The organism is Actinomycetospora flava (genome assembly GCF_037400335.1).
Classification (GTDB): domain Bacteria; phylum Actinomycetota; class Actinomycetes; order Mycobacteriales; family Pseudonocardiaceae; genus Actinomycetospora; species Actinomycetospora flava.
Genome location: NZ_JBBEGM010000002.1, coordinates 358,807 through 375,443, shown reverse-complemented (window position 1 = coordinate 375,443; position 16,637 = coordinate 358,807). Strand labels below are relative to the sequence as shown.

Annotated in this window: 13 protein-coding genes; 7 read left to right on the top strand and 6 right to left on the bottom strand. The window is 75.7% G+C overall.

Going from position 1 to position 16,637, the window contains the following annotated elements; genetic code table 11:
* Positions 1-32: 32 nt before the first annotated feature.
* Genes WCD58_RS08460 through WCD58_RS08445 form a run of 4 tightly spaced genes read right to left on the bottom strand, consistent with a single transcriptional unit; the run spans position 33 to position 4,333 of the window.
* Positions 33-1,067 carry a zinc-dependent alcohol dehydrogenase family protein gene (locus tag WCD58_RS08460; RefSeq protein ID WP_337701566.1) on the bottom strand — a complete coding sequence of 345 codons (1,035 nt, stop codon included), beginning with the start codon at positions 1,065-1,067 and terminating at the stop codon, positions 33-35.
* 1 nt (position 1,068) lies between these two features.
* Positions 1,069-2,730 carry an AMP-binding protein gene (locus WCD58_RS08455; protein ID WP_337701564.1) on the bottom strand — a complete coding sequence of 554 codons (1,662 nt, stop codon included), beginning with the start codon at positions 2,728-2,730 and terminating at the stop codon, positions 1,069-1,071.
* A complete protein-coding gene (locus tag WCD58_RS08450) occupies positions 2,727-3,536 on the bottom strand; it encodes an alpha/beta fold hydrolase (RefSeq protein ID WP_337701562.1) in 810 nt (269 codons plus the stop codon). The genes WCD58_RS08455 and WCD58_RS08450 overlap by 4 nt, the downstream gene beginning before the upstream one ends.
* Positions 3,536-4,333, bottom strand: coding sequence for a MaoC/PaaZ C-terminal domain-containing protein (locus tag WCD58_RS08445; RefSeq protein WP_337701560.1), 798 nt, complete (start codon positions 4,331-4,333; stop codon positions 3,536-3,538). The genes WCD58_RS08450 and WCD58_RS08445 overlap by 1 nt, the downstream gene beginning before the upstream one ends.
* Positions 4,334-4,430: 97 nt before the next feature.
* Between WCD58_RS08445 and WCD58_RS08440 the strand changes: the two genes are divergently transcribed.
* From WCD58_RS08440 to WCD58_RS08430, 3 genes are all read left to right on the top strand, one after another.
* Positions 4,431-5,051: a TetR/AcrR family transcriptional regulator gene (locus tag WCD58_RS08440; protein ID WP_337701558.1), complete on the top strand. Its 621-nt coding sequence runs from the start codon at positions 4,431-4,433 to the stop codon at positions 5,049-5,051.
* A 91-nt stretch (positions 5,052-5,142) separates the two neighbouring features.
* The gene (locus WCD58_RS08435) at positions 5,143-6,510 is read left to right on the top strand and encodes an MFS transporter (RefSeq protein ID WP_337701555.1); all 1,368 of its coding nucleotides are present in this window, start codon (positions 5,143-5,145) and stop codon (positions 6,508-6,510) included.
* Between the two features lie 23 nt (positions 6,511-6,533).
* Positions 6,534-7,106, top strand: a complete 573-nt coding sequence (locus WCD58_RS08430) for a hypothetical protein (protein WP_337701553.1) — start codon at positions 6,534-6,536, stop codon at positions 7,104-7,106.
* Positions 7,107-7,436: 330 nt separating this feature from the next.
* Here the strand turns inward: WCD58_RS08430 and groL are convergent, their stop codons facing one another.
* Positions 7,437-9,068: a chaperonin GroEL gene (gene groL / locus WCD58_RS08425; RefSeq protein ID WP_337701551.1), complete on the bottom strand. Its 1,632-nt coding sequence runs from the start codon at positions 9,066-9,068 to the stop codon at positions 7,437-7,439.
* A 190-nt stretch (positions 9,069-9,258) separates the two neighbouring features.
* Positions 9,259-10,782, bottom strand: coding sequence for a serine/threonine-protein kinase (locus WCD58_RS08420; protein WP_337701549.1), 1,524 nt, complete (start codon positions 10,780-10,782; stop codon positions 9,259-9,261).
* Positions 10,783-10,925: 143 nt separating this feature from the next.
* Here WCD58_RS08420 and moeA point away from each other — a divergent pair, with 143 nt between their 5' ends.
* The 4 genes from moeA (at position 10,926) to WCD58_RS08400 (ending at position 16,622) form a co-directional block, all read left to right on the top strand.
* The gene (gene moeA, locus WCD58_RS08415; RefSeq protein ID WP_337702025.1) at positions 10,926-12,140 is read left to right on the top strand and encodes a molybdopterin molybdotransferase MoeA; all 1,215 of its coding nucleotides are present in this window, start codon (positions 10,926-10,928) and stop codon (positions 12,138-12,140) included.
* A 338-nt stretch (positions 12,141-12,478) separates the two neighbouring features.
* The gene (locus tag WCD58_RS08410; RefSeq protein ID WP_337701547.1) at positions 12,479-13,276 is read left to right on the top strand and encodes a phosphatidylserine decarboxylase; all 798 of its coding nucleotides are present in this window, start codon (positions 12,479-12,481) and stop codon (positions 13,274-13,276) included.
* Entirely contained in the window at positions 13,273-14,352 is a 1,080-nt protein-coding gene (pssA, locus tag WCD58_RS08405; RefSeq protein WP_337701545.1) for a CDP-diacylglycerol--serine O-phosphatidyltransferase, read from the top strand. The genes WCD58_RS08410 and pssA overlap by 4 nt, the downstream gene beginning before the upstream one ends.
* Positions 14,349-16,622: an AAA family ATPase gene (locus WCD58_RS08400; RefSeq protein WP_337701543.1), complete on the top strand. Its 2,274-nt coding sequence runs from the start codon at positions 14,349-14,351 to the stop codon at positions 16,620-16,622. The genes pssA and WCD58_RS08400 overlap by 4 nt, the downstream gene beginning before the upstream one ends.
* Positions 16,623-16,637: the final 15 nt, after the last annotated feature.

The following is a 16,637-nucleotide window of genomic DNA, read 5'->3' as shown; positions in this document are numbered from 1 at the left end:
ACGGTAGGCGAGCGGACGCCGTCGGTACAGGCTCAGTCGCGCACGATCCCCACCTTGCCGCGCGCCCCGGCGTCGGCGACCTCGTACGCGCGGGCCGCGTCGGCGAGCGGGAACCGGTCGGTGACCACCCGCTCGGGGTGCAGGTCCCACCGCGCGAGGCGCTCGAGCAGCTCGGTCATCCGCCAGGTCGGCGCCACCCAGGAGCCGTGCACGGTGAGCTGGCGGTGGATGAGGACCTCGCTGACGTCGACGGTCAGCGTCCCGCCCTCCCCGACCAGCGCGCAGCGGCCGTGGCGGCGGGTGTGGCGCAGGGCGGTCAGCTGGGCGACGCCCGCCCCCGAGCAGTCGACGGTGACCTCGGCGCCGTCACCGAGCAGGTCGTGGAGCTCGGCGTCGTCGGTGTCGGAGCCGTCGACCGCCACGTCCACGGCGCCCAGGTCGCGGGCCAGCGCGCGCCGGTCGGGCGACGGGTCGGTGCCGACGACCCACGGCGAGCCCATGGCCGACGCGAGCATCCCGGCCGCGAGCCCCACCGGCCCGAGGCCGGTGATGAGCACCTGCTCGCCGCCCGCGAGCGCCACGCGGCACAGCGCCTCGTAGGCCGTCGCGAACCCGCAGGCCACGCACGCCCCGTCGAGGAACGTGAGGCTGTCGGGCAGCGCGACGAGGTCGCGCTCCTCGGTCAGCAGCAGGTCGGCGTGCCCGCCGTCGCGCTGCCAGCCGTAGGCCGCGCGCCGCGGCGAGGTGCAGCTGATCTGGTAGCCGCGGCGGCACTCGTCGCACTGCCCGCAGCCGCTGATGTGGTAGACGACGACGCGGTCGCCGACCCGGATCCGCTCCACCTCGGCGCCCACGGCGACCACCTGCCCGCACGGCTCGTGCCCGCCGATCACGTCCTGGTAGGCCTCCGGCCCCTGGCCGAGGTGCTCGCGGTAGATCGCCCGCAGGTCGCTGCCGCAGATCGTCGAGGCGCGCATCTCGACGACGACCTGGCCGCGCCCGGGCTCCGGGTCGGGCACCTCGCGCAGGTCGACCCGTCGTCCCCCGGGCAGGTAGACACCTCGCACGTCAGCCCCTCTCGACCGCCCGCTCCGCCGCCCACCGGCGCAGCTCGGCCGCCTTGATCTTCGTGCCGTTCGTGCCCGACGTCGTCGGCATCGCGTCGACGACGTGCACCGCCGCCGGCACCTTGAACCCGGCGAGCGTCTCCCGGCACCACGCCACCAGATCGTCGCCCGTCGGCGTCGCCCCCGCCGCGCCGACCACGAAACCGACCGCGGACGTGGCCCCGTCCGCGCCGGTCACGCCGACGACCTTCGCCGTGTCGACGCCCGGGTGCGCGGCGAGCCGCAGCTCGATCTCGGCGGGGTCGACGAGGAAGCCGCGCAGGCGCAGGGCGTCGCCGCGGCGGCAGACGTAGACGAACACGCCCTCGTCGACGAGCACGCCGAGGTCGCCGGACCGGAACCAGCCGTCCGCCGTCCACACGTCCGGGGCCCCCGCGCCGAGATAGGCGTCGACGACGTTGGGCCCGCGGAAGTGCAGCTCGCCCTCGCGTCCGGGCTCGAGGACGGCCTCCGTGTCGGGGTCGACGACGCGGACCGCGATGTCGGGGTGCACGACGCGCCCGCCGCCGGCCCAGCGCGCGGGCGCGGGCTCGTCGGCGGGCCAGGCGGCGGTGAGCGCGAAGACCTCCGACGAGCCGTAGACCCCGCTGACCTGCGTCCCGGCCTCGTCGCGCAGCCACGCCGCGAGCTCCTGGCTGCGGCCCTGGAAGTCGGCGACACCCCACCAGCGCCAGCTCGAGAGGTCCCGCGGGCGCGCGGTCCACGCGTCGTGCAGGCGCAGCACGAGGTCGTCGCCGGAGCCGAGGTGGGTGACGCGGTGGGCGGCGATGTGGTCGAGCACGCGGTCGGCGTCGAAGGTCGGCTCGAAGAGCACCGTCGCGCCGGCGGCGAGCCCCGCCATGACCGCGTTGTAGCCGAACACGCCGGACATCGGCAGCGCGCCGAGCACCACGTCGCCCTCGCCGATCCCGAGGACCGCGGCGTCGGCCACCGCGTGGGACAGCACGGCGGCGCCGGTGTGCGCGGCGAGCTTCGGCAGCCCGGTCGAGCCGGAGGTGGTGAACGCGACCGCCAGCGCGCCGGGGTCGGAGGGCGCCGGCTCCGGGCCGTCGGCGCGCGTCGGCGTCCAGGCGCCGGCGCCGACGTCGCACGCGGCGGGGTCGGGAACCGGCCCGCCGGGCCCGGTGACGACGGCGACCTCGGGCGTCACGCCGGAGTGGTCGGCGGCGGCGCGGAGGCGTTCGAGCAGGTCGAGCCCGTGGAAGCCCCGGGCCAGCGCGACCAGCCGCGGGCGCGCGCGGCCGAGCACGTGCCCGGACTCCTCGATCCCGTAGCGGGTGTTGACGCCGACGACGTGCGCGCCGCGGGCGGCCACCGCGAACTGCCAGACCAGCGCGTCGCTCCAGTTCGGCATCCAGACCGCGACGGCGTCGCCGGGCCCGACGCCGTGCTCGCGCAGCTCCTCGGCCAGCGCGCGCACCCGTCGCCACAGCTCGCCGCGGCTCACGGCGTGGGTGGCGCCGTCGGGGGTCGTGTCGAGCACGACCGTGGCGTCGGGGTCGCGGTGGGCGAGGCGTCCGAGCAGGTCGGGGAGGTCGGTGGGCATCGCGCCCGGCGCGGGGAAGGGGCCGACGGGGTGCGGGGTCACCCCTCGCTCGGTCATGCCGGCACCGCCGTCAGCTCGGTGAGCCAGCCGTCGAGGACGGCGTCGAAGTCCGCGATCTCCTCCATCGGATAGTGCCCGATGCCCGCGAGGACCGTGCAGCGCGCGCCGGGGATGCGCGCCGCGGCCGCGCGGACCCGCTCGACGTCGAGCCACAGGTCGTCGTCGCCGACGACGAGGTGGGCCGGGCACGTGAGGCGGGGCAGGGCGTCGCGCAGGTCGTGGGTGGCCCAGCCCAGCAGGTCGGAGGTGGACACGGCCGGGTCCTCCCGTCGGTGCATCGTCGCGATGAGCTCGGCGCGCTCGCGCGGGACGTCGCGGCCGACGACCGCCAGTGTGCCGAGGTACGTGCGGTCGGTGCGGCTCGGCGCGGCGACGTCCGAGAGCTCGCGGCGCAGCCCCGACACCGACGGGCGCCCGCCGGTGTGGGCGTCGGCGGCCATGGCGACGACGGCGGCGAGGTGCTGCGACTTCACGGCGACGTCGAGGGCGATCTTGCCGCCGATCGAGCAGCCGACGACGGCGGGCCGCTCGAGGCCCAGCCGGTCGATCAGGGCGAGGCACCAGTCGGCGTAGACACCGAGGTCGGTGACGGGTCCGCCCGGCGCCGGCTCGGAGCGGCCGTGCCCGGGCAGGTCGGGGACGACGACGCGGTACCCGCGCGCGGCGAGCGCCGGGGCGACGTGGCGCCACTGCACGCCGCTCTGCCCCGCGGTGTGCAGGCAGAGCACGGGCGGGGCGTCCTCGGCTCCGTGCTGCTCGACGAAGGCGAGGGTGCCGCCCACGGTCAGGTAGTCGGCGCGCATCAGGCGATCTCCCGGGCGGCGTCGGCGAGGCGGTGGAGCGCGGAGGTCAGCCGCAGGTACTCGTAGCCGTCGCCGGTGACGGTGAAGCGCCCGGCCATCGCCAGGCGCATGAAGGGGTTGTCGGGGGCCTCGACCAGCTCCAGCCAGGTCGCGGGGTCGGCGCCGAGGGTGAAGGTCGCTCCCCGCGGGGCGCGGCGGGACACCTCGATGACCCGCCCGCGGTAGACGCGCAGGTGCGCCTCGTCCCCGCCGCTGTCGTCCCCGCTGCGCAGCCCGATCGTGCCGTCCCAGCCCGCGAGGTCGTCGGCGAGATCGACCTCGTCGGCCAGCGCCTCCGCCCAGGCCACCGTGCCGAACGCGCGCCCGACGGCGTCGGGCCCCTCGCGGCGCGCGGCGATCATCGCGGCCGTCGTGCCCTCCTGGACGGTCTCGCCGGCGTCGTTGCGCAGCCGCATGGCCCGCGTGACGACGCCGCGGTCGCCGGCCGACGTGCGCCGGCAGCGCACGATCGTCACCTCGAGGGTCAGCACGTCGCCGACGCGCACGGGTCGCCGGTAGGCCCAGTGGGTGTCGAGCAGGCCGAGCACGGCGTCGCCGTGGATGTCGAGACGCTGCAGCAGCCCCATCGCCACGGCCACCCCGAAGGGTCCCTGGAGGATCGCGTCGGGCCCGGCGTGCAGCGGGTGGTCGTCGCCGCTGACGCGGGTGAAGTCGGCGAGGTCCTCGGCCGTGACGGGGCGCGGCGGGCTGGTCCACCGCTCCCCGACGGCGAAGTCCTCGAACCAGCGATCGGCCACCCCGCCACCTCCACACGAACGACTGTTCGTATGCCAATCCATCATCCGGCGCGCCGACCCGTCAAGCGGGGCCTCGCGGGCCCTTACGCTGGCCGACATGAACGCGCGTTCGACGGTCTCGCTCGTCGGGGACACCGGCCGGGGCAACGAGGCCGCGATCCTCAACGCCGCGCTCGAGGCGTTCGGGGCGAAGGGGTTCCACGGGGCCTCGATGCGTGACGTGGCGCGCGGCGCCGGCACCAGCCTGTCGAACCTCTACAACTACTTCCCCTCGAAGTCGCGACTGCTCGCCGAGGTCCTGCGCCACGCCAACGACGAGCTCGTGACGCGCCTGCACGTGGCGGTCGACGAGGCCGGCGACGACGCGGTGTCGCGCATGCGGGAGGCGGTGCGCGCGTACGTCCGCTTCGTGGTGGACCACCAGCTCGCGATGGTCGTGTCCACCAACGAGGTGCGCTACCTCGACGGCGAGGACCGCGAGCGCCTCGTCGTCGACCGCGACGCCACGCAGGCGGTCTTCGAGCAGATCGTCGCCCAGGGCGCGGCGTCCGGCGAGTTCCGCACGCCGCACCCGGCCGACGCCGCGCGCACCGTGCTCTCGGGTCTGGCGGGCGTCGCCCAGTGGTACCGGCCCGACGGGCGGCTCTCGCGCGGCCAGCTCGCCGAGCAGCAGGCGCGCTACGCCCTGGCGCTGCTCGAGAGCCCGCTCGCGCACTGAGCCGCTCTTGCCGTGAGCGCCGCCACGCTCGTACGGTACGAACGATCGTTCTTGTGAACGCTCGCACCGTCGCGACCGAAGGGCAGCCGCCGTGACCCAGACCCACCCCGACGCTCCGCCCCGCATGGGGCGGCTCGCGACGGCGGCCGTGTTCGCCACGACCCTCGAGTGGTTCGACTTCCTGATCTACGCCACCGCGGCGGCGCTGGTGCTCGGGCCGCAGTTCTTCCCGTCGTCGAACCCGGTGGCCGGAACGCTGGCGTCGTTCGCGACGTTCGCGGTCGGCTTCGTCGCCCGTCCCCTCGGCGGGATCATCGCGGGCCACGCGGGCGACAGGTACGGCCGCAAGCCCCCACTGGTCGCCGCGATGCTGGTCATGGGCGTGGCGACGTTCGCGATCGGCGTGCTGCCCGGCTACGCCGCCATCGGCATCTGGGCGCCCGTCCTGCTCGTCGTCGCCCGGCTCGTGCAGGGCCTCGGGGTCGGCGCGCAGTGGGGCGGGGCGGCGCTGCTGCTCACCGAGCACGCGCCCGTCGAGCGCCGCGGCTTCTACGGCAGCCTCGTGCAGACCGGTGCCGTGCTCGGCGCCGTCGCCGGCAACCTGTTCTTCCTCATCCTCACCGCGACGCTGACCGACGAGCAGTTCACGAGCTGGGGATGGCGCGTCCCGTTCCTGTCCGGGCTGGTGCTCGTGCTGATCGGGCTCTACGTGCAGCTCAAGATCGAGGACACCCCGGTCTTCAAGGCGCTCCAGCAGAGCTCGGCGACGGCGAAGCGCGAGGCCGGCCTGCGCAAGGCGCCGCTGGTCGAGGCCGTGCGGAAGTACTGGAAGGAGATCCTCCAGGCGACCGGCGCGTTCTTCGTCGTCAACGCGACCTTCTACATCCTCATCAGCGGCGTGCTCGACTACGCCACCAAGACCGTCGGGATGAGCCGGACCTCGATCCTGCTGTGCGTGATGGGCGCCGGGCTCACCCAGGTGATCACGATGCCGTTCTTCGGCGCGCTCACCGACCGCATGGGCACACGCAAGAAGCTCTACCTCGCCGGCACGGTCGGCATGGCGATCTGGGCGTTCCCGCTGTTCTGGCTCATCGACACGGGCTCGGTGCCGCTGGTCTTCCTCGCGCTGCTGGTCGGGTTCACGATCCACGCGACGATGTACGGGCCGCAGGCCACGCTCTACGCCGAGATGTTCCCCGCCGACGTCCGCTACTCGGGCGCATCGCTGGGCTACCAGTTCGCGTCGGTGTTCGCGGGCGGGCTGGCGCCGTTCGTCATGACCGCGCTGCTCGCCGCCACCGGGGCCTCGTGGTCGGTGTCGCTGTACATCATCGGCACCGCCGCCCTGACCTTCCTCGCCGTGGTCACCATCCGCGAGCGCTTCCGCCGCGACCTCTACGAGACCTCGGCCGACGAGGAGGCCGCGCAGCAGGCGGAGCCCGCCACCACCCGGTGACGTGATCCGGTAGAAGTTCGCCCGTGACCACCAGCTGGATCCTGCTGATCGTCTGCGTCGGGCTGGGGGTCGGCTTCTACGCCCTCGGGGTCTGGGTGCTGCGCCGCGGGCAGGGACTCCGGGGCGCCCTGCTCGACCGGCGCCTGCTGGGCCTGCTCGTGGGGAGCCTGGTGTTCGGGGTGTTCGCGTACGTCGTCAACCAGTCGACCGCGCAGACCACGCTGTACGAGGTGGCGGTCGAGACGGGCGGGGTGCCGGTCACCCAGCCCTTCGCGATGACCGTCGAGCACCCCGGCGCCGAGCACACGATCCTCGTCGACCTCGACGCCCCGTCCCAGGTCGCCGGGGCCGCCGAGTTCGAGATCCGGGTGGTCGACGCGACCGGGCGCGTGCTCGCCGAGGGCCCCCGGTCGACGCCGTGGGAGTGCCGGGGCGACAGCGCCTGCGCGTTCGGCGGCTACTACGAGTACGTGACCCCGGGCGTGGGCGGCGCGCTGACGGTCACGATCACCGTGCTCACCCCGGGCATCGACGTCCTGCACGTCGCCGTCTTCGACGAGGACAAGACCGACGGCGAGCGGATGCCGGGGTACTGACCGCGGCCGCCACGGGTTCTGACCGAAGGGCACCTTCGGTCGGATAGATCGGCGAGGGGAACCCTCGGCCAGATCCTCGGTGGGCTGCCGGCGGCGTCGGGTCCCCGCGACCGGCCCGGTGCACATGATCGTCGGGCTCCGAGACTCGCGGACCGTGCCGCTCGCCGCCGCGTGCCTGGCGCGCGGTCCTGCCCGGCGGAGCGAGGGACTCCCTCGCTGCCTCCCACGCAGGCAGGGAGTCCCTCGCTCCCCACCACGCCACCCCGGGAACGACGAAGGGCCGCACCCCGGTGGGGTGCGGCCCTTCTGATGCCGTGGAGGCAGGGACTCCTAGAAGTCCATGCCGCCCATGCCGCCGGTCGGGTCGGCAGCAGCGCCGCCGCCCTTCTCCGGCTTGTCCGCGACCACGGCCTCCGTGGTCAGGAACAGCGCGGCGATCGACGCGGCGTTCTGCAGCGCCGAGCGGGTGACCTTGGCGGGGTCGATGATGCCCGCGGCGATCAGGTCCTTGTACTCGCCGGTGGCGGCGTCGAGGCCCTCACCGGTGTTGAGTCCACGGACCTTCTCGGCCACGACGCCGGGCTCGTGGCCGGCGTTGTGGGCGATCTGCTTCAGCGGCGCCTCGAGCGCGGTGCGCACGATGTTGGCGCCGGTGGCCTCGTCCCCGTCGAGCCCGAGGCCCGAGAAGACGTCGCCGACCGAGGCCTGCAGGAGCGCGACGCCGCCGCCGGCGACGATGCCCTCCTCGACCGCGGCCTTGGCGTTGCGGACCGCGTCCTCGATGCGGTGCTTGCGCTCCTTCAGCTCGACCTCGGTCGCGGCACCGGCGCGGATGACCGCGACGCCGCCGGCGAGCTTGGCGAGACGCTCCTGGAGCTTCTCGCGGTCGTAGTCGGAGTCGCTGCGCTCGATCTCGGAACGGATCTGCTGCACGCGGCCCTGGATCTGGTCCGCGGAGCCGGCGCCGTCGACGATCGTCGTCTCGTCCTTGGAGACGGTGACCTTGCGGGCACGGCCCAGCAGGCTCAGGTCGGCGGTCTCGAGCTTGAGGCCGACCTCCTCCGAGATGACCTCGCCGCCGGTGAGGATGGCCATGTCGGCCAGCATCGCCTTGCGGCGGTCACCGAAGCCGGGGGCCTTGACGGCGACCGACTTGAAGGTGCCGCGGATCTTGTTGACGACCAGGGTGGCCAGGGCCTCGCCCTCGACGTCCTCGGAGATGATCGCCAGCGGCTTGCCGGACTGCATGACCTTCTCCAGCAGCGGGAGGAGGTCCTTCACCGACGAGATCTTGGAGGACATGAGGAGGATGTACGGGTCATCCAGCTCCGCCTCCATCCGGTCCTGGTCGGTGACGAAGTAGGGCGAGATGTAGCCCTTGTCGAAGCGCATGCCCTCGGTGAGCTCGAGCTCGAGCCCGAAGGTCTGCGACTCCTCGACGGTGATGACGCCTTCCTTGCCGACCTTGTCCATCGCCTCGGCGATGAGCTCGCCGATCTGCGAGTCGCCGGCGGAGATCGACGCGGTGGCGGCGATCTGCTCCTTGGTCTCGACCTCCTTGGCCGACTTCAGGAGCTGCTGCGAGACGGCCTCGGTGGCCTTCTCGATGCCCTTCTTGAGCGACATCGGGTTGGCACCGGCGGCCACGTTGCGCAGACCCTCGCGGACGAGGGCCTGGGCGAGGACGGTCGCGGTGGTCGTGCCGTCACCGGCGACGTCGTCGGTCTTCTTCGCGACCTCCTTGACGAGCTCGGCGCCGATCTTCTCCCAGGCGTCCTCGAGCTCGATCTCCTTCGCGATCGAGACGCCGTCGTTGGTGATCGTGGGGGCGCCCCACTTCTTCTCCAGGACGACGTTGCGGCCGCGGGGGCCGAGGGTCACCTTGACGGCGTCCGCGAGGCTGTTCATGCCCCGCTCGAGGCCGCGACGGGCCTCCTCGTCGAACGCGATCATCTTGGCCATGCGGGTGGTCCTCCGATGAGAGACACGTACTCGGCCAGGCTCGGTGCCCGCGACGGACGACCGGCATCCAGACCACCGGTCTCACCGTCCCGACCTGGCACTCGACGATACCGAGTGCCAAATCCATGTTGGCACTCGGGTCGGGGGAGTGCAACCGACCCCCACCCCGGTGTCGTGCAGGGCGTGCCGCTCAGAGCAGCAGCAGCACGAGCAGCACGACGACCGCGAGGACGGCCACGCCGCCGATGATCAGGACCAGCGGCTTCGGACGGTCCGACGCCGCGCGGACGAAGGAGCCGTCGCGGTCGGGTGGCATGGGGTCGCGCAGCCGCATCGGCGGCGCGACCGACGAGCGCGTCAGCGGACCGGGCGGCGGGCTCCCCGGGGGCGGGCCGGGCGGACCCTGCGCCGCGAACGGGCCCGACGGCGGGCGACCCGGCGCCGGGAAGGGCCCGGACGGCGGACCGGGTGGCCGCCCGGCCGGACCGCCCCGGGGCGGGGTCGGTGGGGGCGGACCCGGGGGCGGGGTCGACGGCGGGGTCGACGGCGGGGTCGTCGGCGGGGTCGACGGCGGGACGGCTCGGCCCGCGGGCGGGCCGGACGGAGCGCGGGGCGGGACGCCGTTCGACGAGGCCGCCGGGCTCGCGACGTCGTCCGGGACGGACGTCGCGGGCTCCTCGACCGGCGTCGCGGGAGCCTCGGCGACGGGGTCCGCGGGCGCTGCCGCGGCCGGGGGCACCGGCGGGACGGGGGCCACGGGAGCGACCGGGGCGACGGGCGGCACCGCGGCCGCCGGGGGCACCGGACGTCCGTGCGGGGGCGGTCCGGCCGGGCGGCGAGCAGGCGGCGGGCCGACCAGCGGGCGCGGACCCGGCCCGGTCAGCGCGCCCCGGGCCGCCTCGACGACGGCGCTGGCGCTCTCGTGACGCCGGGGCCGGTCGGGGTCCATCCCGCGGCGCACGACGTCGTCGACGCGCGGGTCGAGGCCGACGAGGTCGGCGATCGAGGGCACGTCGCCCGCGAGGTGGCCGTCGATGACCTCGGTGACCGACCCGAGGTACGGCGCGCGCCCGGTGAGGCAGGTGAACAGCACGCAGGTCAGCGAGTAGACGTCGGTGCGGGCGTCGACGGGCTCGCCGCGCAGGTGCTCGGGGGCGGCGTAGGTCGGGGAGCCGAGGAAGTCGCCGCCCGAGGTCCGGTGGCCGGTGGCGCCGCGGCGGGTGAGGCCGAAGTCGGCGAGGTAGACGTGCTCGCCGGCCGACTCCCGCGTCGTCACCAGCACGTTCGCCGGCTTGACGTCGAGGTGCACGAGGCCGCGGGCGTGCACCGCGTCGAGGGCGTCGGCGACCTGCCCGAGCAGGCGCAGCGTCCGCGCGACCGTCAGCGGGCGGTTGTCGATGACGCTCGCGAGGTCCGGGCCCTCGACGTGGCGCATCGCGATGTAGAGGTGGCCGTCGGTCTCGTCGAAGTCGTAGAGCGGGACGACGTGGGAGTGGTCGACGGCGGAGGTGTTGCGGGCCTCGTCGACGAAGCGCTCGCGGAACTCGCGGTCGGCGGCCAGCGCCTCGTCGATGACCTTGAGCGCGACGCGGCGCCCGAGCCGGGTGTCGGTGGCGCGGTAGAGCACGCTCATGCCGCCGCGGCCGATGACGCCGTCGACGCGGAAGTGGCCGAGCCGCTGCCCGGTCAGGTCCTGCGCGCTCCGGTCCGCCACGCGGTGACCCTAACGCCGCGAGCGCGCCGTGCCGGGCAGATCGGCGCGCCCCGACGAGCAGGGACGCCGGCCCGCGCGGCACGATGCCCGCCGTGACGGGACACGGGCACGCACACGGTCACGACCACGGCGACCCCGCGGCGATGCGGCCGGTCGCCGAGCACGCCGCCACCGTCGCCGCGCTGCTCGGCCCGACAGCGACCGAGACGGTCCCGCTCGCGGACGCCCGCGAGCGGATTCTCGCCGAGGACCTCGTCGCGCCCCACCCGCTGCCGCCGTTCGCGAACTCGGCGATGGACGGCTACGCGGTGCGCGGCGCGGACCTCGCCGACACCCCCGTCCAGCTGCCCGTCGCCGCCGACATCCCGGCCGGGCGCACGGACGGCCCGCCCCTGGCGCGAGGCACCGCGCACCGGATCATGACCGGAGCCGCGATGCCCGAGGGCGCGGACGCGGTGGTGCAGGTCGAGTGGACCGACGGCGGCACCGACCGGGTGCGGGTCGACCGCGCGGTCGCCGCGGGCCAGAACGTGCGCGGCGCCGGCGAGGACGTCACGTCGGGCCAGGTCGTGCTGACGGCCGGCACGGTCCTCGGGCCCGCGCAGATCGGGCTCGCGGCCGCGATCGGGGCGGGCTCGCTGCGGGTGCGCCGCCGGCCGCGGGTGCTCGTGCTGTCCACCGGCTCGGAGCTCGTCGCGCCGGGCGAGCCGCTGCGCCACGGGCAGATCCACGAGTCCAACGGCCCCATGCTCGCCGCCGCGGTCGACGACGCGGGCGGGCGCGGCGAGCTGCTGCGCTTCGTCCCCGACGACGTCGAGCAGTTCACCCGCACGCTCGACGAGGCCCTCGCCGCCCGCGCCGACGACCCCGTCGACCTCGTCCTCACCTCCGGCGGGGTCAGCGCGGGCGCCTACGAGGTCGTCAAGGACGCGTTCACCGGCCGGGGCGTCACGTTCTCCAAGGTGGCGATGCAGCCGGGCATGCCACAGGGCGCCGGGCACCACGCGGGACCGGTCGGCGAGGTCGCGGTGGTGACGCTGCCCGGCAACCCGGTGAGCTCGCTGGTCTCGTTCGAGGTGTTCGTCCGGCCCGTCCTGCGCCGCGCGACGGGGCACCCGCAGCCCGACCGGGCGCGGGTGCGGGCACGCCTCGCCGAGCCGCTGGACTCCCCGGCGGGGCGCCAGCAGTTCCGGCGGGGGCGGATCGACGCGATCGCGGGCACCGTCGCCCCGGTCGGCGCGGCCGGGTCGCACCTGCTCGCCGCGCTCGCCCGCGCCGACTGCCTGGTCGTGGTCGACGCGCAGGTCACGCGCGTGGAGGCCGGCGAGGACGTCGAGGTCTGGCTCCTGGACGGGTGATCCTCAGGGGGCTCGATGGAGCCCCTCGAGCCCTGGTCGAGCGTCCCGTCGAGCAATCCCGTTGGACCGTTGGGGCGACTCGGACTTCCGCAGTCGCGCGACATCGGGCACCATGTGTGACAGGTGTCATGGACCCGCATCTGCGTGTGTCCGGGCACCGACCGGATGAGGACCAACCGCTTGTCGCTGGGGAGCGGACGAGCGGTTCCCGGCCGGGGTCGCCGACTCGGGGGTTGGCGGCCCCGGCCCCATCCGGCCCTTCCCACCTCGTCCCGGACACGGCCAGGCCGATAGGTTTTCTCCTCGCGCGCCGTCGAGGAGAGGGATCCGTACCGACGATGGTCAACTCCGACCAGTCCCCCGCCCAGCACGACACCCCCACGGGTCTCGGCGGCACGGTGCGCCACGCACTCGCCCTCGTGCGCGACACGATCCCGCCGCTGCACCCCGGCGGCGCGCCCGTCATCGGCGCGGTGGCCGCCGCCGCGTTCGGGGCCCGGGCCCTGCGCGGGCGCGGCACGTTCGGGGCGCTGGCCGTCACGGCCGGGGTCGCCGCGTTCTTCCGCTCGCCCCACCGCACGACGCCCCGCCGCCCCGGCATCGCGGTGGCGCCCGCCGACGGCACCGTGAGCCTCGTCGACACCGCCGAGCCGCCCGAGGATCTCGTCGCCCGGGGCCTGCCGCCCGGCCCGCGCCCGCGGGTCAGCGTCTTCCTCTCGGTCTACGACGTGCACGTCCAGCGCGTGCCCGTCGACGGGCAGGTCCGGGCCGTCGAGCACCGCCCGGGCAGCTACCTCTCCGCCGACCTCCCCGCGGCCAGCGACACCAACGCGCGGACGGCGGTGTGGGTGCACGGCACCGAGGGGCACGACCTGGCGGTGCTCCAGATCGCCGGGCTCGTGGCGCGCCGCATCGTCTGCGACGCCGCGCCCGGCGACGAGGTCCGCGCCGGCGACGTCTACGGGCTGATCCGCTTCGGTTCGCGGGTCGACCTGCTCCTGCCCCCGGGCAGCACCGTGCGCGTCGAGCCCGGGCAGCGGGCGGTGGGCGGCGAGACGGTGCTCGCCGATCTGCCCATTCCGGGCAGCGGGGCACGTAGCGCCGCGGAGCCGGACCCGGGTAGAAGGTCCCGATGACTCCCGAGACCGCGGCGGGGCGCGGCGGCGGGCGCGGCGTGCGGCTGCTGCCGAACGCCGTCACCGTGCTGGCGCTGTGCTCCGGGCTGTCCGGTGTGCAGTTCATGCTCGCCGAGAACCGCGTCGCCGCCCTGGCCTGCATCGCGCTGGCCGCGATCTTCGACGCGCTCGACGGCCGCCTGGCCCGCCTGCTCGACGCGACCAGCCGCATGGGCGCCGAGCTCGACTCCCTGTCCGACTGCGTGTCCTTCGGCGTCTCCCCCGCGCTGATCCTGTTCCTCTGGACGCTGAACGACATCCGGATCGGCTGGGTGGTCGCGCTGGTGCTGGTGGTGTCCGCCGCGCTGCGCCTGGCCCGGTTCAACACGCTCTCCGACGACGAGGAGGCCCCGCCCTACGCGGGCGAGTTCTTCGTCGGCGTCCCCTCGCCCGCCGGGGCGCTGGTGGCGCTGGCCCCGCTGGCGCTCGAGATCCAGCTCGGCCCGGGGTTCTGGTCGCTGCCCGCGGTGATCGCGGTCTGGACGATCATGGTCGGGACGCTGATGATCAGCCGGGTGCCGACCGCCTCGCTCAAGAGCGTCCGGGTGCCGCCGACGCTCGTGGCGCCGCTGCTGGTCGCGGTCGCGTTCGCCGCGGCGGCGCTGGTGACGTTCCCGTTCGTCGTCTACGCCGTGGCCGTCGCGGTCTACCTGCTGCACATCCCCTGGGCGGTCAGCCGCTACCGCTGGCTGGGCCGCCACCCCGAGGTCTGGCACGTGCCGCCGCGCCAGCGCCGCGCCGTGCGCCGCGCCCACCGCCGGCTCGGCCTCGCGCCGCCGCGGCGCAACCTGCGCCGGCGGGTGGCGGGCGCCGCGGCCCGTGCCGGCAGCGCCGCCCGCAACATCGGGCGCGACCGCGACCGGCGCGGCGGCGACCCGACGGCACCGTTCCCGCCGCCGGGCCCGCCCGAACGGTCCACCGAGCGGCCCCGGGAGCGGGGCACCAACGGCACGGGCGACGGGGTGCGCGACCGCCGGCCGCGGCCCCGCGGCTCGCGCCGCCTCGGTCTGCGCCGGCACCGGGACGACCGCCCGTGAGCGCCCCGGTCGGCGTCGACCTCCTCGCCCGCCTGGGCACCTCCGCCGGTGACGCGCGGCGCGGCGTCGTGCGCCTGCACCCCGAGGTGATCACCGCGCTGGGCCTCGAGGCGTGGGACGCGGTGCGCGTGACGGGCGTGCGCGCGACCGCCGCCCTCGTCGCCCCGGCGGCCGCCCCCGCCGCGCCGGGCACCGCCGTGCTGGACGAGACGACCATGGTCAACGCGGGCGTCGTCGACGGGTCGACCGTCGGGGTCGCCGCCGCGCCGGTCGCCGTCGCGCGCCAGGTCGAGGTCGCGGGCTCGCGCCTGGCCACCGCGTCGCTGCCGCCCGAGACGCTGCGCCTGGCGCTGACCGGCAAGGTCATGCTCTCCGGCGACACGCTCTCGCTGCTGCCCCAGGACCTCAGCCCGATCCCCGGCGCCGACGCCGCCGGGGCCCGCCGCGGGCTCGCTGCCGCGCTCGGCGGCACCTGGACCACCGAGCTCGTCACCGTCACCGCCGCCGAGCCGCCGAGCGGCGCCGACCCCGCCTCGGCGCTGGTCGTGGCGCCGACGACGGTCGTGCGCTGGCGCAACGGGGCGAGCACCGGGACGCCGACGGTCGTCGAGCCCCGCCCGGTCGCGGCGACCCCGGTCTCCGCGCCGGTCTCCGCGCCCGTCGCCCCGGCGGCCCCGGCCGCGCCGGTCGTCGAGGAGCCGGCCGTCGCCGTGGCCGACCTCGTCGGCCAGGCCGAGCCCGCCCGCCGCCTGGGCGAGTGGTTCGACCTGGTCTTCCGCCGCCCCGAGCTGCTCGAGCGCCTCGGCGCCGCGCCGCGGCTCGGGGTGCTCGTCAGCGGGCCCGAGGGCGTCGGCAAGACGACGCTCGTGCGGGCGGTCGCCGCGGACGTCGACGCACGGGTGGTGTGCCTGTTCGCCCCCGACGTCGCGGCGATCGAGGCGGGCGCGGCCGCGGCCCGGGTGCGCGAGGCCGTCGACGACGCGACCGCGAGCGCCCCGACGGTGCTGCTCGTGACCGACGCCGAGGTGCTGCTGCCCGCCGCCGACCCGCCGCCGCTGTCCACGCTCGTGCTCGAGGCGCTGCGCCGGGCCGCGGGGACGCCGGGCACGGCGCTGGTGCTCACCTCCTCGCGCGCGGAGGCGCTCGACCCGCGGGTGCGCGGCGCCGACCTCGTCGACCGCGAGCTCACCCTGCCCGCCCCCGGCGACCGCGACCGCGCCGAGCTGCTGCGGGTGCTGCTGCGCGGGGTGCCGCTGGCCAAGGACGTCGACCTGGCCTCGGTCGGCGCGCGGACCCCGGGGTTCGTCGCCGGGGACCTCGTCGCGCTGCGCCGGGAGGCCGCCGTCCGGGCCGCGTTGCGGGTGGGCGGCGACGAGGGCGACCCCTCCCTGACCACCGACGACCTCCTCGGCGCGGTGAGCTCGGTGCGCCCGGCGTCGCTGTCGTCGGGGTCGCAGACGCTGTCGTCGGGCGGGCTGACCCTGGACCGGGTCGGCGACATGGTGGAGACCAAGCAGGCGCTCACCGAGACGATCCTGTGGCCGCTGCGCTACCCCGACTCGTTCGCGCGGCTCGGGGTGTCGCCGCCGCGGGGCGTGCTGCTCTACGGGCCGCCGGGGTGCGGCAAGACGTTCCTCGTGCGGGCGCTGGCGGGCACCGGCTCGCTGAACGTGTTCGTGGTCAAGGGCGCCGAGGTGCTCGACAAGTTCGTCGGCGAGTCCGAGCGCGCCGTGCGCACGCTCTTCCGGCGGGCCGCGGCCGCCGCACCGGCGCTGGTGTTCCTCGACGAGATCGACGCGCTCGCCCCCCGCCGCGGCGGCTCCACCGACGCCGGCGTCTCCGACCGGGTCGTCGCCGCCCTGCTCACCGAGCTCGACGGCGCCGAGCCCCTGCGCGACGTCGTCGTCCTCGGCGCCACCAACCGGCCCGAGCTCATCGACCCGGCCCTCCTGCGCCCCGGGCGCCTCGAGCGCCGCGTGTACGTCCCGCCTCCGGACGCCGCGGCGCGCGCGGACATCCTGCGCGCCTCGGCCCGCGACACCCCCCTCGCCGACGACGTCGACCTCGACGCCCTCGCCGAGGACCTCGACCGCTACTCCGCCGCCGACTGCGCCGCGCTCATCCGCGAGGCGGCGCTGACGGCGATGCGCACCTCGCTGGAGTCGACCGAGGTGTCGGCGAGCGACCTCGCCACCGCCCGCGAGGCCGTCAAGCCGTCGCTCGACCCCCGCCAGCTCGCAGAGCTCGAGGCGTACGCGGGCGAGAACTGAGGTGTCAGCGGCGTG

Coding starts and splice junctions, on each gene's coding strand:
- WCD58_RS08455 (WP_337701564.1), bottom strand. CDS start 2,730: ATGACCGAGCGAGGGGTGACCCCGCACCCCGTCGGCCCCTTCCCCGCG.
- WCD58_RS08450 (WP_337701562.1), bottom strand. CDS start 3,536: ATGCGCGCCGACTACCTGACCGTGGGCGGCACCCTCGCCTTCGTCGAG.
- WCD58_RS08440 (WP_337701558.1), top strand. CDS start 4,431: ATGAACGCGCGTTCGACGGTCTCGCTCGTCGGGGACACCGGCCGGGGC.
- groL (WP_337701551.1), bottom strand. CDS start 9,068: ATGGCCAAGATGATCGCGTTCGACGAGGAGGCCCGTCGCGGCCTCGAG.
- moeA (WP_337702025.1), top strand. CDS start 10,926: ATGCGGCCGGTCGCCGAGCACGCCGCCACCGTCGCCGCGCTGCTCGGC.
- WCD58_RS08410 (WP_337701547.1), top strand. CDS start 12,479: ATGGTCAACTCCGACCAGTCCCCCGCCCAGCACGACACCCCCACGGGT.
- pssA (WP_337701545.1), top strand. CDS start 13,273: ATGACTCCCGAGACCGCGGCGGGGCGCGGCGGCGGGCGCGGCGTGCGG.